The organism is Desulfomicrobium escambiense DSM 10707, from assembly GCF_000428825.1.
Classification (GTDB): domain Bacteria; phylum Desulfobacterota; class Desulfovibrionia; order Desulfovibrionales; family Desulfomicrobiaceae; genus Desulfomicrobium; species Desulfomicrobium escambiense.
Map to the genome: position 1 here is coordinate 115,234 of NZ_KE386803.1, position 21,658 is coordinate 136,891.

The 21,658-nt window shown below is 65.5% G+C and carries 21 protein-coding genes and 1 pseudogene; 13 read left to right on the top strand and 9 right to left on the bottom strand.

Going from position 1 to position 21,658, the window contains the following annotated elements; translation table 11 throughout:
* Window positions 1–12: 12 nt before the first annotated feature.
* The 6 genes from G394_RS0116570 to G394_RS19710 all read right to left on the bottom strand — a co-directional run bounded on the left by G394_RS0116570 (window position 13) and on the right by G394_RS19710 (window position 5,654).
* Window positions 13–1,647, bottom strand: a complete 1,635-nt coding sequence (locus G394_RS0116570) for a glutamate synthase-related protein (RefSeq protein ID WP_028578599.1) — start codon at window positions 1,645–1,647, stop codon at window positions 13–15.
* Window positions 1,611–2,741 carry a class II glutamine amidotransferase domain-containing protein gene (locus G394_RS0116575; protein ID WP_028578600.1) on the bottom strand — a complete coding sequence of 377 codons (1,131 nt, stop codon included), beginning with the start codon at window positions 2,739–2,741 and terminating at the stop codon, window positions 1,611–1,613. Before G394_RS0116575 ends, G394_RS0116570 begins: the two co-directional genes overlap by 37 nt.
* A gap of 731 nt (window positions 2,742–3,472) precedes the next feature.
* On the bottom strand, window positions 3,473–3,760 hold the full coding sequence (locus G394_RS0116580; protein ID WP_028578601.1) for a helix-hairpin-helix domain-containing protein: 288 nt from the start codon (window positions 3,758–3,760) through the stop codon (window positions 3,473–3,475).
* 3 nt (window positions 3,761–3,763) lie between these two features.
* On the bottom strand, window positions 3,764–4,816 hold the full coding sequence (locus G394_RS19705; RefSeq protein WP_051307274.1) for a lytic transglycosylase domain-containing protein: 1,053 nt from the start codon (window positions 4,814–4,816) through the stop codon (window positions 3,764–3,766).
* On the bottom strand, window positions 4,813–5,190 hold the full coding sequence (locus G394_RS0116590) for a DnaJ family domain-containing protein (protein ID WP_028578602.1): 378 nt from the start codon (window positions 5,188–5,190) through the stop codon (window positions 4,813–4,815). Before G394_RS0116590 ends, G394_RS19705 begins: the two co-directional genes overlap by 4 nt.
* Complete coding sequence (locus G394_RS19710) at window positions 5,187–5,654, bottom strand: TlpA family protein disulfide reductase (RefSeq protein ID WP_051307275.1); 468 nt, start codon at window positions 5,652–5,654, stop codon at window positions 5,187–5,189. Before G394_RS19710 ends, G394_RS0116590 begins: the two co-directional genes overlap by 4 nt.
* Before the next feature lie 151 nt (window positions 5,655–5,805).
* Here G394_RS19710 and aroL point away from each other — a divergent pair, with 151 nt between their 5' ends.
* On the top strand, window positions 5,806–6,462 hold the full coding sequence (gene aroL / locus G394_RS19715; RefSeq protein WP_169725583.1) for a shikimate kinase AroL: 657 nt from the start codon (window positions 5,806–5,808) through the stop codon (window positions 6,460–6,462).
* Between the two features lie 62 nt (window positions 6,463–6,524).
* Here aroL and G394_RS0116605 read toward each other — a convergent pair whose 3' ends face one another.
* The 3 genes from G394_RS0116605 to G394_RS0116615 all read right to left on the bottom strand — a co-directional run bounded on the left by G394_RS0116605 (window position 6,525) and on the right by G394_RS0116615 (window position 8,936).
* Window positions 6,525–7,832, bottom strand: coding sequence for a 4Fe-4S binding protein (locus G394_RS0116605; protein ID WP_028578603.1), 1,308 nt, complete (start codon window positions 7,830–7,832; stop codon window positions 6,525–6,527).
* Complete coding sequence (locus G394_RS19720) at window positions 7,829–8,458, bottom strand: 4Fe-4S dicluster domain-containing protein (protein ID WP_051307277.1); 630 nt, start codon at window positions 8,456–8,458, stop codon at window positions 7,829–7,831. The genes G394_RS0116605 and G394_RS19720 overlap by 4 nt, the downstream gene beginning before the upstream one ends.
* Window positions 8,459–8,555: 97 nt before the next feature.
* A complete protein-coding gene (locus G394_RS0116615; RefSeq protein WP_028578604.1) occupies window positions 8,556–8,936 on the bottom strand; it encodes a hypothetical protein in 381 nt (126 codons plus the stop codon).
* A gap of 105 nt (window positions 8,937–9,041) precedes the next feature.
* Between G394_RS0116615 and G394_RS19725 the strand changes: the two genes are divergently transcribed.
* The 12 genes and pseudogenes from G394_RS19725 to G394_RS0116675 form a co-directional block, all read left to right on the top strand.
* Entirely contained in the window at window positions 9,042–9,239 is a 198-nt protein-coding gene (locus G394_RS19725) for a SlyX family protein (protein WP_169725584.1), read from the top strand.
* Between the two features lie 16 nt (window positions 9,240–9,255).
* Complete coding sequence (locus G394_RS20445; RefSeq protein WP_051307278.1) at window positions 9,256–11,988, top strand: HDOD domain-containing protein; 2,733 nt, start codon at window positions 9,256–9,258, stop codon at window positions 11,986–11,988.
* A 23-nt stretch (window positions 11,989–12,011) separates the two neighbouring features.
* Window positions 12,012–13,409, top strand: coding sequence for a P-loop NTPase (locus G394_RS19735; RefSeq protein ID WP_051307279.1), 1,398 nt, complete (start codon window positions 12,012–12,014; stop codon window positions 13,407–13,409).
* 129 nt (window positions 13,410–13,538) lie between these two features.
* Window positions 13,539–14,840: a pyridoxal phosphate-dependent aminotransferase gene (locus tag G394_RS0116635; protein WP_028578606.1), complete on the top strand. Its 1,302-nt coding sequence runs from the start codon at window positions 13,539–13,541 to the stop codon at window positions 14,838–14,840.
* 4 nt (window positions 14,841–14,844) lie between these two features.
* Window positions 14,845–15,474 carry an NUDIX hydrolase gene (locus G394_RS0116640; protein WP_028578607.1) on the top strand — a complete coding sequence of 210 codons (630 nt, stop codon included), beginning with the start codon at window positions 14,845–14,847 and terminating at the stop codon, window positions 15,472–15,474.
* A 21-nt stretch (window positions 15,475–15,495) separates the two neighbouring features.
* Window positions 15,496–16,314 carry a glutamate racemase gene (gene murI, locus G394_RS0116645; RefSeq protein ID WP_028578608.1) on the top strand — a complete coding sequence of 273 codons (819 nt, stop codon included), beginning with the start codon at window positions 15,496–15,498 and terminating at the stop codon, window positions 16,312–16,314.
* A complete protein-coding gene (locus G394_RS19740; RefSeq protein ID WP_043776329.1) occupies window positions 16,314–16,775 on the top strand; it encodes a hypothetical protein in 462 nt (153 codons plus the stop codon). The genes murI and G394_RS19740 overlap by 1 nt, the downstream gene beginning before the upstream one ends.
* Before the next feature lie 11 nt (window positions 16,776–16,786).
* On the top strand, window positions 16,787–17,635 hold the full coding sequence (locus G394_RS0116655) for an HDOD domain-containing protein (RefSeq protein WP_028578609.1): 849 nt from the start codon (window positions 16,787–16,789) through the stop codon (window positions 17,633–17,635).
* Complete coding sequence (locus tag G394_RS21795; RefSeq protein WP_342663440.1) at window positions 17,635–17,832, top strand: dual CXXC motif small (seleno)protein; 198 nt, start codon at window positions 17,635–17,637, stop codon at window positions 17,830–17,832. Before G394_RS0116655 ends, G394_RS21795 begins: the two co-directional genes overlap by 1 nt.
* Window positions 17,833–17,917: 85 nt before the next feature.
* Window positions 17,918–19,192, top strand: coding sequence for a polynucleotide adenylyltransferase PcnB (pcnB, locus tag G394_RS0116665; RefSeq protein ID WP_043776331.1), 1,275 nt, complete (start codon window positions 17,918–17,920; stop codon window positions 19,190–19,192).
* On the top strand, window positions 19,189–21,042 hold the full coding sequence (gene uvrC / locus G394_RS19750; protein ID WP_051307280.1) for an excinuclease ABC subunit UvrC: 1,854 nt from the start codon (window positions 19,189–19,191) through the stop codon (window positions 21,040–21,042). Before pcnB ends, uvrC begins: the two co-directional genes overlap by 4 nt.
* Before the next feature lie 244 nt (window positions 21,043–21,286).
* Window positions 21,287–21,658 (top strand): annotated as a pseudogene (locus tag G394_RS0116675) (tetrathionate reductase family octaheme c-type cytochrome); the annotation flags it as partial.

Below are 21,658 nucleotides of genomic sequence, written 5' to 3' on the forward strand. Positions count from 1 at the left end.
CCGCTTCTCTCCCTACACCACGTACTTGATGGCCAGTCTGTCAGCCGCGTCCTTGTCGGCGATGCCCAGGGCGTCGGACATGCCGATGGGCAGCGAGGTGGAGCGGCCCAGGGGGGCGACGATCTTCTTCAGTTCCGTGTCGAAGCTGACGTAGAGGTCCACCAGCCGTTCGGCGACCTTCTCCGGATCGAGGCGGCGGTAGACGCGCGGATCCTGCGAGGTGATGCCCTTGGGGCAGACGCCGATGTTGCACACGTTGCAGCGGTCGGACTCCGAACCCACGCACCCGGCCGCGGCCTGCATGGCGTACTTGCCGATCTGCACGGCCGAGGCGCCGAGCATGATCAGGGCCGCGGCGTTGGCGGCCAGGTTGCCGTTCTTGCCGATGCCGCCGCCGGCGATGAGCGGGACCTCGTTCTGTTTGCCGATCTTGCACAGGGTCAGGTAGGCGTCGCGGATGTTGGAGGCGATGGGGCTGCCCATGTGGTTCATGGACACGTTGTAGGCCGCGCCGGTGCCGCCGTCCTCGCCGTCCACGGCCAGGCCCGCGGCGTAGGGGTTGCGGCAGAGGTTGTTGAGCACGGCGTTGGTCGTGGTCGTGGCCGAGATCTTGGGGTATACGGGCACGCGGAAGCCCCAGGCCATGGACATGGACTGGATCATCTTGGCCACGGACTCCTCGATGGAGTACTGGGTCTGGTGCGTCGGCGGGCTCGGCAGGCTCACTCCCGGAGGCACGCCGCGGATGGCCGCGATGAGCTTGTTGACCTTGTGCCACATGAGCAGGCCGCCGTCGCCGGGCTTGGCGCCCTGGCCGTACTTGATCTCGATGGCGCAGGGGTCTTCCTTCATGTGCGGGATGGCGTGGATGATCTCGTCCCAGCCGAAGTAGCCCGAGGCGATCTGGAGAATGACATATTTGAGGAAACGCGACCTGAGCAGGCGCGGCGGGCAGCCGCCCTCGCCCGTGCACATGCGCACGGGCATGTTCAGTTCCTCGTTCAGGTACGCCACGCCCATCTGCAGGCCTTCCCACATGTTCGGGGACAGGGCGCCAAACGACATGCTGCCGATCATGAGCGGGTAGATCTCGCGCACGGCCGGGGCCCAGCCCTGCTCCTTGAAGGTGGCCAAGCCTTCGGCCGGGGACTGGATGCGGCCGATGAGGGTGCGCAGGTCGAACTCGTGGCGGCCCGAGTCCAGGGCCGGGTCCGTCAGCATGGAGATGCGGATGAACTTGATCTGGTCGAGCACCGAGCCGCTGTCGTTGCGGCGGCCGCCGCGGGTGCGGGGCTGTCCGCCGAGGTTGACGTGCATGCGCAGTTTGTCCTTCTCGTCGGAATGCATGGGCATGATGGCGTCATTGGGGCAGACCATGGTGCAGGTCGCGCAGCCGATGCAGGCCTGATGCGGGGCCGTGCGCTGGCGGATGCCGTAGTAGACGGTGTGCTCGTTCTCGGGCTTGCTCTTCAGCCCGGCCGGGACCTTGACGATGCGCTTGCGGAAGGTGCCCAGTTCCAGCGTCTGCATGGGGCACACGGCCGCGCACTGGCCGCACAGGGTGCAGCGGTCCTTGTCCCAGCGGATCTGCCAGGGCAGGTCCTTGAGGCTCAGTTGGGAAGGGGTAATGGCTGCGACTGCCGACATACTCTGACCTCCTGGCGGTCCGGGCCAACGATGGCCGAATCCAGATGCATGGGTTGGAAATCCTGGGACTTGTCACGATCGGGGATGGCCAGGTCCAGGCCGCAGATCTCGGACGAGAACGCGTACAGGCCGGGACGGCCACCGACCACGCCGGGGCGCAGCTTCTTGCTGTCCTGGACCATGAACATGGACTTGTCCGGCAGGCAGCCGATGACGCAGTTGGGGCCGTCGATGATGAGGCGCCGGCAGATCTGCTTCAGCTTGGACAGGAAGGCCTGGTCGGGGTGGCCTTTCATCTCGTGGTCCTTCAGAGGCGTGATGATATGCTTGTACGCCTCGAAGGGCAGCCCCAGCCTGCGGATGGTGTAGTGCAGGATGTGCGTGAAGACCTCGGAGTCAGAGTTGTAGCCCTCGTAGCCGGGCACGCCCTGGCCCATGAGGTAGTCGCGGATGGGCACGAAGGCCGTGTTCTCGCCGTTGGTCATGGTGCTTAAGCCTTCGATGAAGAAGGGGTGGCAGGCGTAGAGGTTGATGGCGTAGTTGGTGTTCTGCCGGCCCTGGGCCAGGATGAGGCGGCTCATGATCTCGGGGCGGTCCAGGCCCAGGTACTCGCCGACCTGCAGCGGGTCGCCGATCTCCTTGATCATGACCGTGTCGGGCCAGAAGGAGAAGACGGTCATGCTCTCGTCCTGCAGGCCCATGTGCTTGAGTTCCAGACGGGTCAGCAGGTAGCCCTGGCCCTTTTCGGCGTCGCTCAGGTCCTTCCAGGCGGCGGGGATGTCGTAGGCGCGGACCACGTAACGGTCACGCTTGGGCGTCCAGGTCGGCAGCGGCCCCTTGGGCGTGATGGGCATGTCGTACCTGAGGGTGAAGCCCTTGGCTTCCATGAACTCGTCGAGACGCTTCATGCCCAGGTCGGTGAAGATTCCGGACAGGACGGGGCTGTCCTTCATGGACTCGAACGGACCGGCCAGATCCGACAGGTACAGGCCGACGCCCGAGCCGTCGTGTCCCTCGCGCATGACATCCAGGGCCCGGATGGCATCCATGGGGGAGACGGGGTCGCTGCTGGTCAGCGCAAACAATCGACACATAGCGCGCTACTCCCTGATGAGTGTTCTTTCCCCGGCGCCTTTGAGAAGTGGAGATTTATATGACAGAAATGTCATATTTTCCCAGGGCGACAAGGCTTTTAATGACAAAATTGAAGAAAAATACTGCTCTCCGGCCTGAAATTCGAGCCGGGGAGTTGAAATAAGCAAGGAAGAGGCCAAAAAATCGATTATCGGATGGGAAAACGGGCGGTCAAGTAGGAAATATTCCCGGTATCGCTGGGAAGATTTCCTGTTGTCGAGGATGCCCGGTATTGATGGACGAAACCGGCACTGATTACGTGTGCGGGACCATACAAGATTCGCGCCTGTGCGGCCGCCATCCTGACCGGTCCGGGCGAGGCCCGTCGACTGTCTGACTGAGCCAGGCATCGTTCGTTTTCCCGTCGCCCGCCGCCCGAAGTGACAGCCTCGGTCCGAAGAAGCGACGGGAAAACGTTACGAGGCCAGCGAAGGAGTTTCGACGGGCCTCGCCCGGACCGGTCAGGATGGCTGGGGGTGGCGCTTGGAGGAGAGGTCGGGAAGAGGAAGCCGGAGGAAAAGCGTGGATCCCCGCCTTCGCGGGGATGACGCGAGACGATGCGTATGGCCATCGCCTGAATGGTCCGCCGCTTTCCGCAATATCACCACGTCATCCGCGCGAAGGCGGGGATCCATTCTTTCGGAAGGCTGGCGGCTTCAAGCAGGGTCTGAACACGTGCGAAGGGACCGGCTCAGACAATGGTCCGGTTCTTCCTCTCCGGCGTGTAGTGCCACCACGGCCTGGGCTCCTCGCCGTCCATGAATCTGGTCACGGAGACGAGGACGTCCAGCACGCACGGGTCCTGGCGGCCGCCGGTCAGTTCTCCGAGGCGGTCGTAGAGGGCCTGCGGGTCCTGGCCCGCGAGCTGCGCGGGGTGGTCGAAGCCCAGCAGGCGCAGGTCGGCGGCCATGGCCGGGCCGATGTTGGGCAGGTCGGTCAGGGTTTCGAGACGGTCGCGGCTGACTTTGGACGGGTTCATGGCCTAGCCCATGCGCCGGGTGATCTCGTAGTGATTGACGAGGATCTTGCTGACGTAGTCCACGGTTTCGGCGAAATTGGGGATGCGGCCGTAGGGTTCGTAGATGCCGGCCTTGGCGTAGTCCGTGCTGCCGAGGCCCGCGTTGTAGCCGGCGGTGGCCGCCAGGATATTGCCGCTGCGGGAACGCAGGTTCTCGGCCATCATCCTGACCATGGCGTCGATGCAACGCTCGTAGAGGACGCGCTGGTCGAATTTCTCGAAAAAGGCCGCATCCTGGGGGTTGAAGATGGAGCGGCCCCGGAAGTTCTCCTCCATGAACAGCCGGCAGTTGTCCCGGGCCATGGCGTAGCTGGACTGCAGGAGGTCCATGCGGTCCAGGGCCAGGGCGTAGGTCCCGGCCGAGGGGATGGCCTTGCCCGCAGTCTGGGCGTTCAGCAGGGTGCGCAGGAGCTTTGCGGGGTTGCCGAAGAGGTCGGGTTGCTCGCGGCGCAGGGCGCGCATCTGGTCGCGGCGGTCGGCCATGTTCGCGAATTCCGGTTCCAGGTCCGGGCGTCGGGCGAAGCCGGCGGGCTGGCCGTGGGCGTCGGCGCAGACCATGCCGTACCCCCGGGCCGTGGCGGAAATGAACTGGCAGGGCCCCACGGCCAGGGCCGAGGACACGGCGAACTCGCAGAAGAAGGATTCGGCCATCATCTGGCCCATGATCCAGCACGGGTCCACCGGATGGATGGCGGCGTGGCGGATCACGCCGCGCACCACGTGTTCGCAGATGAGGGGGATGCGCGTGTTGAAGTCCACCTCGGCCAGGGGCTTTTTCCAGACCGGGAGGTTGCCCTTGGGGTAGCCCTCGATGATGAAGGCCAGCACGGACTGGGCCAGGGCGTGGGCGTAGCCCGGGGCGGACACGCGTTCCAGGGTCCGCGCCGGGTCCTTGGTCTGGATGACGCGTATTTCGGACACTTCGGACACGGCCGTGGCCCGGGCCTCTCCGCCCAGCAGGGGCAGGAGCAGGGGGGCGAGGGCGGCCTTGAGCAGGGTGCGGCGATGTGGGTTCATGATGTGGTGTTCAGGGTGGTTCGGGCCACCACTTTTTGAAAGTACGCCTCGTTTTCCTCCTGCAGGAGGCCGCCGTGGCGGATTTTGGCGCGGGCCAGGAAGAGCTGGACCTTTTGGATCTGGCGCATCTTGCGCGACTCGTCCGTCTCGTTCTCCAGGCATTCGATCAGGGAGCGGATTTCACGCTGGGACTGGATGGCTTCGGGCACGTAGCCGGAGTTCTTCAGGACCTTGTAGGCCATGCGCAGGGCTTCGGGCATGAACGGGTCCGACTGGTCGGGCAGCGGCCGCCCCTGACCTTCGAGCCCATCGAACTCGCCGCGCAACTGGGCCTCGATGATCGCCCTTTCGGCCAGTTCCGCCAGAATCTTCATGGGGTTCCCAGCAGTCGCGCCACCACGTGGCGGAAGCTTTCCTCGGGGATGAACCCGAGGTGGTCGAGAATCTTCTTGCCCTGGCGGTCGTAGATCAGGGTGCGCGGGATGGAGCCGATGTCCATCATCTGGCCGATGGAGCCGTCATCGAGGAAGATGGGGAAATTGACCTTGTTCTGCTTGATGAAGTTCTCGACGAGCTTGGGGTTGTAGTCCACGGAGATGCCGACGATGCTCAGGTCGCTCTCGGCGAATTCCCTGCGTACGTTCATGAGGCCCGGAAACTCCTTCACGCATGGGCTGCACCAGGTGGCCCAATAGTTGACGATCAGGACACGCCCCTTGCTCGAATCGATAAGGTTCCGCAGGCCCTGCACGCCGATTTTCTCGACGCCCTGGGCCATGAGGATCGTGGGTGCGCAGAGGAGTAGCAGGGTGGCGAACAGGGTTTTCAGGGCCTTCATGGGCGATCCTTGTTGGGGTGGTTGGTGGTGAATCATGAATGCTAGCCCGAGTTGCGATTGGCCGTCAACGTACGGAGCAGTCGGTATTGCGCGTTGCATTTTGGCCCTTTTTGAATGATTCGGGATGCCGTCAACGACGAGGAGGACAACCATGACGACATTCATCAAAAAGAAAACCGAGATCGAAGAGTCCGACGCGACCATGACTTTCCGTCCCGGCCAGTTCAAGCGCGCCCCCTTCTCCCTGGCGGAGAAGAATATCTACCTGCTCGGCATGCGCGGTAGCGGCAAGACCACCGTGGGCGCGGTCCTGGCCGCCGCTCTGGGCTGCGCCTGCATCGACACCGACGTCCTGGTCGTCGAAGCCGCGGGCAAGACCATCGAAGCCATTGTCGCCGACGCGGGCTGGGACGAGTTCCGCCGCCTCGAGTCCGAAGCTCTGGCCCGCGCCGCGGAACTGCCCGGCAAGGTCGTGGCCACGGGTGGCGGCATTGTCATGTCCCAGGCCAACCGAGACCTCATGTACCGCACGGGCGTGAGCTTCTACCTGGCGGCCGACGCGGCGCTGCTGATTGGCAGGCTTCTGCGTGACGGCAACGCGGCCCAGCGCCCCGCCCTGACCCCCCTGGACCTGCACGACGAGGTGGCCGCGGTCATGGCCGAGCGCGAGCCCCTGTACATGGCGGGCATGGACCACATGCTCCAGGCCCACCGCAGTGTGGACGAACTCGTCGACGACATCCTCGTGGCCCTGGGCCTCAAGGAATGGGATTTTACCGAGAAGGAGCGGGTTCTGGACAGGTATTAGGACGGTTCTGGGCCGGGGCGTTCATGTCAATTGGGTTGATTCATTGATGATTCACAAGATTGTCAGATGCGGGCGACGGCCAGGAAGACTGCGTGCAGGGCGATGACCAGAGTGATGAAGACCTGGCGCGCCCGGTCCCGCCCCAGTCCCGGAAAGGCGTAACCCAGATGCCCGTGGGGGCAGCGCGGCAGACAGTCGCCGCACAGGGAGCAGGTCAGGCCGGGGCGCTTTCGTTCGAGATCGGCCCTTGTCAGGGCGTTGTAGCGGCAGGCCTTGGCGCACAGGCCGCAGCCCGTGCAGGAGCTGTCGATGGACACGCGCCAGGGCAGGACGCGGCCGATCAGGTTGTTCAGGAGGCCGATGGGGCACCAGGCCGTGCAGTGGACCATGGTGCCGCTGCGGCGCGAAACCAGGGCCATGACCGCCACCCCGGCCAGACCGAACACCGCGGCCAGGCCAAGGCCCCACGCCCAGCCCGCGCCCAGGGCGCGCAGGACCAGGGGCGCGGCCACGGCGGCGGCCAGGAGGGCGACCCGCAGGCGCGGCGCCCAGGCCGGCAGGGCCTTGGGTTTGCCGTCGTGGAGACGGGCCAGGCGGTCGTCCCAGGCGCCGATGTAGCAGAGGTGGCTGCACCAGGCCGGACCGACCAGCAGCAGCGACACGGCCAGCAGGATGGGCATGAAGAAGCCTTCGCCGCGGAACAGGGGGCCCGAAACGATCAGGGCCGGGACGGGCAGGTGGAGTTTCCCGGTCATGAGGAACTGCTCCCACCCCGACAGGCCGAGCAGCAGCTGGCCGAAGAAGACGGCCGAGAAGAGGGTCCAGATGTGTCCGCGGATCTTGGCCGAAGGCCCGTCCAGCATCCAGCCGGCCACGAGGCTGCCGTAGACGGCGAAGAGGGCGATCCAGAGAGGCCCCGAGCCGGGGAGAAACCGTTCGCCCAAGAGCAGGGGAAAGGACGTTTTGGACACGGCCAGGGCGAGGGTGCCGGCCACGAGCAGGGCCACGGCCGAGGAGACCATGTCCTGCGGGCGCAGGCTTCCGAAGATGCGTCGACCGGGTCCGCCCGCAAGCAGCAGCGCGGCGGCCGCGTGGGCTAGGCTGACGGCGCCCAGGATCAGGGCCAGGCGCACCCAGGGCAGCCCGAAGCTCATGCGCCAGGCCACCAGGGATTGGGCCTGGAAGGCCCACAGGGCCGTCCCGCCGACGGCGGCCAGGATGAGCAGGGGGCGGGGCAGGAATTTCGGGAACCAGACCGCGGGGGCCAGGATGAGCGCAGGCAGGGCTTCCCACAGGGTGCCGAAGCGCAGAAAGTGCGCGGCCGAGGTCAGGGCGCAGAGGGTGAAGAGGACGCGGGTGGAGGTCTTCATGGCCGCACCGCCGCGTCGAAATTTTCCCGGCCCATCCTCTCGACGAAATCCCCGAGGCGCAGCCCGGGCCGACCTTGAGTCATGAGCGTGCGCAAGACCCGCTCCAGGATGCCCATGGCTTCGGGCAGACCGTAGACACCCAGTTCGTGGGCCAGGCGCGGGTGCCGGCCGAGCTTGCCGCCCAGGACCACGCGCCAGCCTGTTGCGGCGGTTTGCAGGGCTCCGGAGGGGCAGGCCCGGACGCAGGCCCCGCAACCCAGGCAGCGCGACGGGTCAAGACTGATCGGGCCGCCCAGGGTCAGGGCCTTTTCGGCGCAGGCGTCGACGCAGAGCCCGCAGGCCGTGCATGCGTCCGGCTCGACGCCGACCCGGCCGAAGGCGATCAGGCCGAAGTCTGCGATGTGCGGCTGGGAGCATCCGTTGGGGCACGAGGCCACGGCGAGACGGAATTGATGGTGATGGCGGATGGGCTTCACGCCGGCGGCAAGGAAGGCGTTCCAGCCGGAACGGGCCATGACGGCGTCGATTTCCTTCGAGATGTCCCGTCCGATGACGGCATGGGGGCATCCGGTCGCGCCGCGGCAGACCTTGAGACTGTGCGTGGGGAGAGTGTCGGGTGTGGTCATGCCGTCATCCTGGTGCAAAACGATCCGGGAATCCTTGACCTGAGTCAAAAATTCCCGAATTGCACACGCCGGCGCGTGAGGAAATTGTTGCTGTCCGTCAGGCGATCCTGATGGTAAAGGGTATGACGTGCAGGCTGCGCGAGATTTCCCGGGTGGCGCCAAGGGCCCACGAGGCGGGGGTTTTGCCGATGCGTTCGCCGAGGGTCTGGGCCAGCTTGGCCAAGGCCAGGACCGGGTGCCGGGTGAAAACCTGGGGCAGGCCGTAGGTCAGGTTGCAGGCCAGGCACATGCCCGGGCGCTGGTGCAGCTGAAAGGCGAAGGCGAGCTCGTCCGGAGCGTGCTTTTCGAACCGCAGACGGATGTCGTAAGCCCCGTCCTCGGCGTCGCCGAAAAGGGCCTCGAAGAAGGCGTCGGTCCGCGACTGGGGGAAGACCTCGTCCAGGAAGTCCGGAGTGAAGATCTGGGCGGCGTTGGTCATGGGGCGTCTCCTGTGGGTGCCGGATTGATGGCGATTCCCTATCGGCGCCCCCCGCTTCAGGTCAAGGGAGATGACCGACAAACCATCCCGCTGCCGGAGGAGCACATGCAGGAAAGATTCGAAGACATTGAGATCAAATACCTCTATTTACAAAAAACGGTTGATGAGCTGAGCTCGGTTGTCATAGAACAGCAGAAGGAAATCCGGGAGCTTCGGCATCTGGTGACGCTCTTGGGCAGGAAGCTGAAGGACGTCTCCGCCATGCCTCCCTTCGATCCAGATGAAAAACCGCCCCACTACTGAACAGGCCGGAGTTGCCGTGGACCCCACCCCCTCCCGAAGCGAGACCGTGCCCGGAAAGACCGCACCCACCGCCGGAGCCGACCGCTCCCTGCACGCCATCCTCCAGCGCATAGAGGCCCTGCCTTCGTTGCCGTCGGTGGCCAACGCCATCCTTGGTCAGGTCCTGACCCAGGATTTCGACCACGCAAAGCTCGCCCGCATCATCGAGACGGACCAGGCCCTGACCATGAAGATCCTCGACCACGCCAACAGCGCGACCTACATCTCCAGGGGCATGGTCTCGCAGGTGGAACAGGGGCTCAACCGTCTGGGGAGCAGAGTCGTCCAGACCCTTATGCTCTCGGTCCTGATCAAGGACTCGCTGATCAAGGGCGACAGAAGCGGCGTGGCCGCGCACAAGACCCTGTGGCGGCACAGCCTGGCCACGGCCGTCTACGCCTCCCTCATCGCCGGCAGGAGCTATCCGTCCCTGGCCGGCGAGGCCTTCGGCGCGGGCGTCATGCACGATCTCGGCCGTATTTTCCTGCAGTTGCACGTGCAGGACGAATACGTCCATGTCACCGAGCGCATGGAGGAATTGTACGAGGCGGTCCTGGACGCGGAGCAGGAGGTCTTCAAGACGGACCATACGGCCGTGGGCCGCTGGATTGCCCAGAAATGGAAGCTGCCGCCGTCCATGACCGACGCCATCTGGCTGCACCATCACTCGGCGCCTGCGCTGGGCGCCATGAAGGACAACGGCCCCCTCGTGGCCATCGTGGCCCTGGCCAACATTCTGGCCCATTTCACACTGATGGACGTGCCCCAGAGCATGAGCCGGGATAAGCAGCGCCAGGCCGGCCTGCAGGACATGCTGGGACTGGGCGAGAAGGAGATCCAGGACATCCACCGCGCCTTCGCCCCGGCCTTTGCCGAGCGCGCCGAACCTTTCGATCTGGACGGGGACCAGGTGACCCTCTTCCTGTCTTCCCTGCAGCAGGCCAACCAGCAGCTCATGCGCATGGGGCTGGACCTGGAGCAGGCCGTGGGCCGGCTGGAGGACGCCAACCGCTTCACCAACCTGGGCTCCACCGTGGGTCTGAAGATGAGCACGGCGACGAGCGTCGACGAGATTTTCGAGGCCGCGGCCGTGAGCATGCAGGGGGAGGTCGGCGTGCGCGGTGGGTTCGCCTACTGGATGGTGCCGTCAGAACGGCTCATGCAGGGGCTCATCTGGGGCGGCGGCAACCGCCGCAGCGTGTCCTACGCCCTTGACGGCGACGGCCTGCCCCTGACCTCCGACGGCCCGCCCCTGCCCGAGAGCCTTCTGGTCATCCTGCGCAGCCATCACGAGCGCCACGAAGGCGCCTTCGCCATGGACCGCGAACTGCGCCTCAAACAGTTTTTCGTGGTCCAGGGTTACTGCATCTTTCCCCTCGTCGGCAGCGACTTCACCGGCGAACTGTGCATCCTGCGCTCCCAGGACCGCCCGCCCAAGATGACCCCCCAGGAGTACATGGGCTATTCGCAGGTCTCCTGCGTGGCCTCGGCCACCCTGGACCGCCTGCGCCTTTTCGACAGCCTGCAGATGCGCGCCGACGAGCTGTCCCGGGCCCTGTGGAAGAACCAGCAGATCAACCTGCAGCTCCTGCAGACCGAGCGCCTGGCCGCGGTGGGGCAGCTGGCCGCCGGGGCGGCCCACGAGATCAACAATCCCCTGGCCATCATTTCCGCGCGCACCCAGCTTCTGGAGAGCCGCGAGGACGACGAGAAGAAGCGCCGCGACCTGCGCCAGATCTCCGAGCAGATCGAGCGCATCTCGTCCATCCTGCTGAGCCTCATGGGATTCGCCCGGCCCAACGCGCCGCAGGTGACCAAGGTGGACCTGAACACCCTGCTGCAGAAGATCGTCGGCCTGGTCGAATCCATTTTCCATACCCACCGCATCCCCATCGTGCAGAATCTGTCGCCGGAAATGCCCCTGATCCTTGCCGACGCCAACCAGCTCGAACAGGTTTTCCTTAACCTGGTCATCAATGCCCAGCACGCCATGGAGAACGGCGGCGGGGTCCTGACCATCATCTCGTCCTTCCTGTCCGACGGCAAGCGCGTCTGCGTGACCGTGAAGGACACGGGCTGCGGCATCCCTCCGGAAAACCTGTCGCGCATCTTCGACCCGTTCTTCTCCACCAAGTCTGAGGGCAAGGGCACGGGCCTGGGGTTGTCCACGGCCTACGGTATCGTCACCAACCACTACGGCGAGATCAAGGTCCTGAGCGAGCCGGGGCGGGGCACGGAGATGGTCGTCATCCTGCCGGTGTCCACTCCCGTGACCATGCCCGAGAAGCCCGCGGCCGTGACCGCTCATCAGTGCGTCCCCCTGCCGGAGAACGAGGGCCGGATTCTGGTCGTGGACGACGAGGGGCATATCCGCGACATCCTGGCCGAGACCCTGCGCGAGGCCGGCTACGCCGTGGAGGCGGCCGCCAACGGCGAGGAGGCCGTACGCAAGCTGCGTGTCGGGACGTTCGACCTGATCCTTCTCGACATCCGCATGCCCGTGCATTCGGGCCTCGACGTGCTGAAGCTCCTCCGGCGCAAGGGCGGATTCCCGCCGGTCATGGTCATCACCGGTCTTGCCTCTTCCGAGGAAATGGACGAGGCCCTGCGCCTGGGCGCGGCCAAATGCGTGCGTAAACCCTTCCAGCTGAAGACCCTGCTGGCGGACATCTCCTGCCTGCTGCAGGGACATCGCTCAGGCCAGGCCTAGATTTTCGACTCATGGAGCAGACGTTGAACACAGCTCGCCACAGGCACACCCGCATCCTGGCCCTGGCCAGCGGCAAGGGCGGCACGGGCAAGACCACCGTGGCCGTGAACCTCGCCCTGGCCCTGAACCGCGCCGGGCACACGGTCTGCCTGCTGGACGCCGACTTCGGCCTGGCCAATGCCGAAGTGCACCTCGGGCTGCCCGCGCCCGCCAGGACTCTTGAGCACGTCCTCTTTGACAACCTGCCCCTGGAGGAGTGCCTCGTCCCGGTTCGGCCGGGCCTGGACCTCATTTCCGGCAGCAGCGGCGTGGCGCGCATGGCCGAACTGGACACGGCGGCACGCAAGCGCCTCATCGGCGAGTTTTCGGGCCTTTCGAACTACGATTTCCTCATCCTGGACAATTCGCCGGGCATTTCGGCCCAGGTCGTGTCCCTCTGCCTGGCCACGCGGGAGATCATCCTCGTGGTCAACCCCGAGGCCAGTTCCCTGGTGGACGCCTACGCCCTGATCAAGGTCCTGAAGGAGAACGGCCTGTGGTGGCCGCCGCTGGTCCTGGTCAACCGCGCCGAGTCCGGGGCCCAGGCCCGTCAGGTCTTCGCGCGCTTCCAGGAGACGGTGGTGCAGTTCCTGGATCTCAAACCGCTTTTTCTCGGCGCCATCCCCATGGATGACGCCGCCCGGCGCATTTCCGCCGCGGGCAAGCCTTTCGTGGCCCTGCGCGAGGACTTGCCCGCGAGCCAGGCCATTCTGTCCGTGGCCAAGCTGCTGGCCGAACGGCTGAACAAGGACTGGACCAGGAACGAACCGGCCGGCTTTTTCGAGAACGTGGTCGTACGCATGAAGCAGCGCCCGGATTTCGGCCGTCTCGTGTCCCATTCCGGAAGTGTCGGGAGCGACGCGTCCCAGCCGGACACGTACATGGAGTTGGTGGCCACCCTCGACAAGGCCGCGGGTCTGTGCGAGCGCCTCCTCGAGAATCCGGCCTACGCCTTCGTGCGCGAGCGTTTCGGGCTGGTCCGCCTGGCCATGGAGAATTTTCTGCAGCCCCTGGACCGCATGCGCAAGCCGCGCGGCGCCCTGAAGCCGCGCATCCTGGTGCTCAGCAACCACGAACAGATGCGCACCATGCTGCGCGAGATCGTGACCGAGGTGGGCTACGAGGCCGAGGCCTGCGTACCGGGAAGCGGCGATTTCCTGAAGTTCAGGGACACATGCAACCTCGTCCTCGTGTCCTGCGACCGGCCAGAGGCGCTCATCCGCTCCTGCCTCCAGCAGTTGCCCGAGACGCCGCTCATCCTTCTGACGGGTTTCGGCAGCTCGGCGCTGGAGACGGAGTTCCGCCACCGCACCGTGGCCGTGGTGCCAAGACCCTTCCATGTCAACGAGTTGCGCGGCATCCTGCAGTCCGCGCTGAAGTAGGCTCCCTGCCTATTTACAATCCCTGGGCCGTGGAATAAGCATTTTTCCTTTATTTCATGCCCCTTTCGCGGGGCGCATCATCTTCCTGCGCGGTTTTAGACCGGACCGCGCGGCAATCGGGACGTTTTTATGCGCAGAGACATCGAACATGTTGGCTGGGGAAAGCTGACCTACGAGATCAGGGCCATCGTGGCCGTGGCCCAGGACCTTCGCAACCTGGGTCTTCAGATCACCTGGGAGAACATCGGCGACCCCATCGAGAAGGGCGAGCAGGTGCCGGGCTGGATTAAGGAAATCATCGCCGACCTGGTCATGAACGACAAGACCTACGGCTACTGCGCCACCCAGGGCGTCCTGGAGACGCGTGAGTTCGTGGCGCAACTCGTCAACCAGCGCGGCAGCTACCAGGTTACGGCCGACGACATCATCTTCTTCAACGGCCTGGGCGACGCCGTGGCAAAGATCTTCGGCTTCCTGAAGCGCGAGGCCCGCGTCATCGGGCCCTCCCCGGCCTACTCGACGCACTCCTCGGCCGAGGCCGCCCATTCGGGCTATGAGCACCTGACCTACGAGCTCGACCCGAACAACGGCTGGATGCCCGACCTCGTCGACCTGGAGAACAAGGTCCGCTACAACGACTCCATCGCCGGCATCCTGTTCATCAATCCCGACAACCCCACGGGCGCGGTCTACCCCTGCGAGCTCATCGAGAAAATCGTGGACATCGCCCGGCGCTACAACATCTTCATCCTGGCCGACGAGATCTACGCCAACATCGTCTACAGCGGCCACCCGACCTGCAGCCTGTCCGAGGTCATCGGCGAGGTGCCGGGCATGGCCCTGCGCGGCATCTCCAAGGAATACCCCTGGCCCGGGGCGCGCTGCGGCTGGATCGAGGTCTACAACAAGGACAAGAACCCGGATTTCAAAGCCTACATCAAGAGCCTCTTAAACGCCAAGATGCTCGAGGTCTGCTCCACGAGCCTGCCCCAGCTGTCCATCCCCCCGGTCATGGGCGACCCGCGTTACGCCGCACATCTCGACGCCCGGCGCAGGATGTTCGAGCACCGCGCCCAGGAGGCCTGGGAGGCCTTTCAGGGCGTGAAGGGCGTCAAGGTCATCAAGCCCCAGGGCGCGTTCTACATGTCCGTCATGTTCGAGGACGGGGCCCTGAATCCGGACCAGACCCTGGAGATTGAGAACCCCAAGGTGCGCGAGTACATTGAGGAGATCGTCAAGGGCGTGCAGGTGGACAAGCGCTTCGTCTACTACCTCCTGGGCGCAACGGGCATCTGCGTGGTCCCGTTGACGGGCTTCTGCTGCAACCGTAAGGGCTTCCGCGTCACGCTCCTGGAAACCGACGACGCCAAGCGGCAGCGCACCTGGCGCACCATCGTCGACGCCATCACCCGGTACTTGGCCTCGGCCTGATCCCATGGTCGACGACCCCACGCCGCGCTGGCTGGAATGGGCCCGGGAGATCCAGGCCCTTTCCCAGACCGGCCAGGCCTTCACCAAGAGCCATTACGACCGGCTGAGCTTTGGGCGTCTGGAAATGATCGCGGCCGAGATCGTGGCCGAACACTCCTCGCTCGAAGCCGCCGAGGCGGCCCGCGTCTTTTCCCTGGAGCCGGGTTACGCCACGCCGAAGGTTGACGTGCGCGCCGCGGTGGTTCAGGACGGGCGCATCCTCCTGGTGCGGGAGACGGCCGACGGCAAGTGGGCCATGCCCGGCGGCTGGGCCGACGTGGGCGACCGTCCGTCCGAGACGGCCGAGCGCGAGACCAGGGAGGAGAGCGGCTTCGAGGTCCGCGCGAAGAAGCTCGTCGGAGCCTTCGACGCCAACCGCGGGGCCAAGGCCAGTATGTTCTTCCATGCAGTGAAGCTGGTGTTCCTCTGCGACCTCCTTGGCGGGGACGCGCGGCCCAGCATGGAAACGCTGGAGGTCGGCTTCTTCGATTTCACCGATCTGCCGCCCCTGTCTGAACATCGCACCAACCGGCGGCACATCGATGAAGTCCGAGCCCATCTGCGCGATCCGTTGCGGCCGGCCGCTTTCGACTGACATTCAAATAAAGTTCACAAGATGTACGATCCAGACTGCACCCTGCCCATCGGGGTTTTCGATTCCGGCATAGGCGGCCTCACGGTTCTGAAGGCCCTGACCGAGGCCCTGCCGCGGGAAAGCTTCGTCTATCTCGGCGACACGGCGCGCCTGCCCTACGGCACCAAGAGCGCCAAGTCCGTGACCCGTTACTGCCTTCAGACCACGAGCCTTCTGAAGGAGCGCGGCATCAAGCTTTTGGTCGTGGCCTGCAACACGGCCACGGCCGTGTCCCTGGAAGCCCTGCAGGAGGCCTATCCGGGGCTGCCCGTGGTCGGCGTCATCCGCCCGGGGGCCGAAGCCGCGTGCCGGCAGAGCGAGAGCGGGCGCATCGGCGTCATCGCCACCGAGAGCACGGTCAATGGCGGCAGCTACGAGCGCGAGATTCTGCGCCTCCGCCCCGAAGCGAAGGTCTTCTCCAGGCCGTGCCCCCTCTTCGTGCCCCTGGCTGAGGAGGGCTGGTGCGATGGCGAGATCGCCGAACTGACCGCCCGGCGTTATCTCGGCTCCATGGTCGAGGAGACGGGCATCGACACCCTGGTCCTCGGCTGCACGCATTTTCCGGTCCTGGCTGACGCCATCGGCAAGGTCGTCGGGCCGGGCGTGGCTCTGGTGGATTCGGCCCGCACCACGGCCGAGTTCGTGCAGGACATGCTGGAACGGCGCGACATCTGCTCCACGACCACGGAGCGCCGCCTGACCTTCCTGGCCACGGACGGGGCCGAACGCTTCGCGCGGGTCGGCGGGTATTTCATGCACCACGCCCTGAGTCCGGACGACGTGGAGATCGTGGACCTCTGATGTCCGCGCTGCTGGCCGTGGACGCGGGCGTGCGCACTGGTCTCGCCCTGCTGGACCGGGACGGCCGGCTCGTGTGGTGCCGTTCCCACAACCTGGGCACCACGGCCCGCCTGAAAAAAGCGGCCGCCAGGGTGCTTTATGAGTTGCCCGCGCTGGAGTATCTGGTAGTGGAGGGTGGCGGGCAGACGGCGGGCATATGGGAGCGCGCCGCGGCCAGGCGGGGCCTGCCTTGCATGGTCATCCAGGCCCAGGACTGGCGGACGGATTTTCTTCTTCCCCGGCAGATGGTCAGTGGAAGTGCGGCCAAGGCCGCGGCTTGCGCCCTGGTGACCGCGATTCTGCACCGGGAAGGCTGGTCGTCGCCGACCACGCCCGGCCATGACGCGGCCGAGGCCGCTCTTATCGGGCTGTGGGCCGCCGTGCGCCTCGGCTGGCGGGCCATGCCCATGCTCAATTCGTGAAGGCAGGACACATGGAATCTCTCAGCTTCGACCTCCCGGGGATCAGTCCCGTCGGCCTGGACCTCATCGCCATGCTCAACTCGACGCAGACCACGGTCAAGCAGATCGCGGCCCAGGCCAAGCTCGACCCGGTCATCTTCGGCAACATCATCGCCTGCGCCAACTCGCCCCTTTTCCACGAGGTCAACAACACCACGGACATCCTGACGTCCCTGGTCCGCCTCGGCCAGAGGGAGATCAAGCGCATCGTGTACCAGGTCGTGCTCCGGTCCGCCTTCTTCCACGAGTCCACGGAGATCAACGCCATCCTGCGGCGCGTCTGGCAGCAGAGCCTCACGGCCAACGTCTTCATGCAGAAGTTCGTCTCGGCGGTGCCCGAGGCCTACGTGCTGGAAAGCGAAGGGCACGACCATCTCGAATGCCTGGGCCTGATCCACAACATCGGATACGTGGTGCTGCTGGTCAATTACCAGGATCGGTTCCTCGAGTTTTTCACCGCCAGCGCGAACCTGCCCCTGCCCGAGTTTTTCGCCAGGGAGCGCAGCTGGTTCGGCGGGCACGACCATTTTTCCGCGGGGGCCGAGGTCCTTGCGGCCTGGAACTTTCCGGTCTCCATCCGGGAGATCGTCGGGCAGTACGCCCTGCACAGCCGGGATTTCCGCGGTGCGTATCCGGCCCTGCACAATCTGTTGCGCCTCTCCAGGCATGTCATCATGATGACCGAGTGCAACTTCCACCCGCGCAAGCCTGCCGACTTCTGGCTTGAAGGGACGGAGATCCCTTCGGCCGAGGTGGATTACGACCAGATCATCGGCGACGTGCGCGAAACGGTCCGCAGCATCGAGGGGGTCTTCGCATGATGCTCGACCGCAGGGAGTTTCCGACTCGCCTGCGCTGCAGGAAGTGCCGGGCCATGCTGCAGGTCCGCCGGCATTGACGCGGTGTGGAGCTGCGCTGCAGGTCGTGCGGCGCCGTTTACGGGCTTCAGGAGTACAGCGCGAACCTCGACGACCTGCTGGAGGAGTTTCTGGCCAACGTCCCCTGCGACAGGGTCTAGGCCCCGCGCCAGGCCTGCGCAGTGCGGTGCCTCGCCTTTGCCTTTCCGACACCATGAGAATTGAGAACAGGATTTTTTGCGACCTATGACTTCAGTCATCATTCCCCGATCAGAACACACCGTCTCGCGGCAGAATATCCATCCCGACGCCCTGAAGGTCATGTACCGCCTGGTGCGCAAGGGTTTCACCGCCTACCTTGTCGGCGGCAGCGTGCGCGACCTCATCCTCGGACGCACGCCCAAGGACTTCGACGTCAGCACCAACGCCACGCCGAGCCAAATCAAGAAGATCTTCCAGAACTGCTTCCTCATCGGCCGCAGGTTCCGCCTGGCGCACATCCGCTTCGACGACCAGATCATCGAGACCTCGACCTTCCGGCGCTGTCCCGACCAGGACGAGGAGAACGGCGGCGACGATCTCTACCAGTTCCGCGACAACTGCTACGGCACGCCCGAAGAGGACGCCCTGCGGCGCGACTTCACCATCAACGGGCTCTTCTACGAGGTCGAGCGCTTCACCATCATCGATCACGTGGGCGGCCTCTCCGACATCCAGAACCGTCTCATCCGCTGTATCGGCGACCCGAACATCCGCTTCCGCGAAGACCCGGTGCGCATGATCCGGGCCGTCCGCTTCGCCTCACGCCTGGATTTCCACATCGAGCCGGCCACCTACAACGCTATCCTCCGGCACCACGAGGAGATTCTCAAGGCCTCGCCGCCGCGCATCTTCGAGGAACTGCAGAAGCTCTTCGCCTTCGCGGCCGGCGAAAAGGCCTTCCGCCTGCTCTACAAGACGGGGCTGCTGCATGTCCTGCTACCCGAGATCGCCGATTTTCTGGACCACGACCACGGTCAGGACTCGGTCCTGTGGACGTGGCTCGAACACTTGGACGAGCGCATCCGGACCGTGGGCAAGGTCGAGCCGGTCCTGGTTTTCGCGGCCCTGTTTACGGCCCCGGTGCGCCACGTGGCCGAACGCTACGAGACGGCCGGGGAACGGGTGGTCTACAACGCCCTGCTGGCCGACCTGCTGCCGCCCATCTGCACGCGCATGAGCATGCCCAAGTGGATGTCGACGCGCATGATCCAGATCATGGCCAACCAGAGCCGTTTCGAGCCCGACAAGAAGAAGCGCTTCTCCAAGCGCGGCTTCGTGGCCCAGGACTGTTTCCCCGAAACCCTGGCCCTCTACCAATTGGGCCTGCTCGTGGCCGGCGAGGACCTCGGCCCGGCCGAGATATGGGGAAGCCTGCGCAGCGAGGTGGAGGCCGAGACCCCGCAGTTCGTGCGCGGCGAGGTCAGAACCGAGCAGGGGAGGCCGCCCCGCAAGAGGCCGCCCCGCAGGCGACGGAGATGATCTCCCGCGACGTCCTGACCACCTTCCCGACCTGCCCGGGCGTGTATCTGATGAAGAACGCCGCGGGCAGAATCGTTTACGTGGGCAAGGCCAAGCAACTGCGCAGGAGGCTTTCTTCCTATTTCCAGCCCGAACACCGGCTGCCGCCCAAGGTGCGGGTCATGATGCCCCGGGTCGAGGTCATCGACTTCCTGTGCACGGCCACGGAGAAGGAGGCGCTGCTTCTTGAGGCCAGCCTGATCAAGAAGCACCGGCCCAAGTACAATATCGTCCTGCGCGATGATAAGCAGTACGTTCTTTTCTGTCTGTCCCGTAATCACCCATTCCCGGCCCTGCGCCTGACGCGCAAGGTTCTGCGCGACGGGTCCGTCTATTTCGGCCCCTTCACCTCGGCCCTGGCGGCCCGCGAGACGCGGCGCGTCATCGACCGACTCTTCCCCCTGCGCAAGTGCCGCGACACGGTCTTCGCCAATCGCACCCGGCCCTGCCTGCAGTACCACATCGGCCGCTGTCTGGGGCCGTGCTGCTTGCCCGTGTCCGAGGAGGACTACCGGCAGGTGGTGCGGCAGGTGGAGCTGTTTCTGTCCGGAAAGTCGGGCGAGCTTCTGGAAGGGCTGCGCGCCGAGATGCTGCGCCGCTCCGGCGCCCTGGACTTCGAGGGCGCGGCGCGCCTGCGCGACAGCATCCGCGCCGTGCAGGAAACGGTGGAGCGGCAGGCCGCGGTGCTGTCCGACGGGCGCGATCTCGATGTGCTGGGGATAGGCGGGGGAGAGCAGGGGGCGGCCCTGTCCGTGGTCTTCGTGCGTCAGGGGCGGATCATCGACGGCCAGAATTTTTGGTTCGCGGGGGAGACGCTCGAGACCCCCGAGGACGGGGTCCGACTCGTGGAGTCCTTCCTGACGCAGTACTACACGGCCGAGCGCTTCATCCCGGCCCGCATCGTCACGGCCACGGGCGGGGTGGATCCGGCCCTGGAGGAACTCCTGGGCGACATGCGCGGCGGCAAGGTTCATGTGGCCAAGGCGAGGGGCGACCAGGAACGGCGGCTGGTGGACATCGCCACGGCCAACGCCGAGGCCCACGCCGCCGGGCGCAGGCGGGTCCAGGCCGGTCCGGCCGAACTGGCCCGCGCCCTGGGGCTCGACGGCGAGGTGGAGCGCATCGAGTGCGTGGACGCCTCGCACATCCAGGGCGAGGGCATGCGCGTGGGCATGGTCGTCTTCGTCGACGGCCGGGAGGAGAAGGAGTCCTACCGGCTTTACGGTTTTCCCGAACTCGAAGGTTCTGCCGACGACTATCTGGCCCTGGCGTCCTTTGTGGCCCGCCGCCAGGTCTCGGGCCCGCCCTGGCCCGACCTGCTGCTCGTGGACGGCGGAAAGGGCCAGCTGGCCGCCGTGGAGCGGGCCATGGCCGAGCATGGGCTGGAGGGCGTCGCTCTGGCGTCCATCGCCAAGGGCGAGAGCCGCCGCGCAGGCGAGTTGGGCGACGCGATCTTCCGCCCCGGCCGCAAGAACCCCATGCCGTTCAAACCCGGCAGCCCGGAACTCCTGTTTCTGCAGCACGTGCGCGACACGGCGCACCGCTTCGTCATCTCCCGCCTGCGCCGCCACAAGCGCACGGCCCAGCTGTCATCGGGTCTGGACGCGCTGCCAGGCGTCGGGCCCAAGACCTCCCGCCTCCTGTGGGAGCGCTTCGGCAGCCTGGAGGCCATGCTCGCCGCCAACGTCGAAGACCTCGCCACGATGCCCGGCTTCGGATCGCGCAGGGCCGCTGCACTGCACGACGCCCTGCGGGGGCTCGAAAACGCAGGCGGGCCCGAACCGCCGTCTGCGACGGCCTTTCTCCCGTAACGCAGCCGTTGCGGCTCCTTTCACGATTCGCCCGGAATGTGTTCGAAGTGTTGTTTTCGGATCGTAACAGTCCAATTTTCCGAGAATAACTTCCTGCCCTGATTGCATGAATTCAATGTTGTGGTATGCAATGGCAAACATGCATCCCTCATTCATCAATCTTCGACCGCATGGAGGGTTTATGGACAAGACCTTTTGGAAGGGGGCCCTGGCTCTGGCCCTCTGGCTGTGGCCCCTGTACGCCATGGCCGCCACGGAGGAGGCCCCGGGCAGGCAGCTGGCCCGGCAGGCGGTCAAGGACGACGCTACCCGATGGATCACCACGGACCACTCGAAACATCCCATCCTCAAGCAGCCCTTCGAGAAACCCGAGGACGTGACCAAGGCCTGCCTGTCCTGCCACAACGAGGCGGCCACGCAGATCCACAAGACCATCCACTGGACCTGGAAGGACCCGGCCGACCCCTCGGGCGAGACCGGCAAGGGCGGCCTGTCCGTCAACAACTTCTGCATCGCCGTGGGCTCCAACGAGCCGCGCTGCACCTCCTGCCACATCGGCTACGGCTGGAAGGACAAGGACTTCGACTTTTCCAAGGCCGAGGCCGTGGACTGCCTC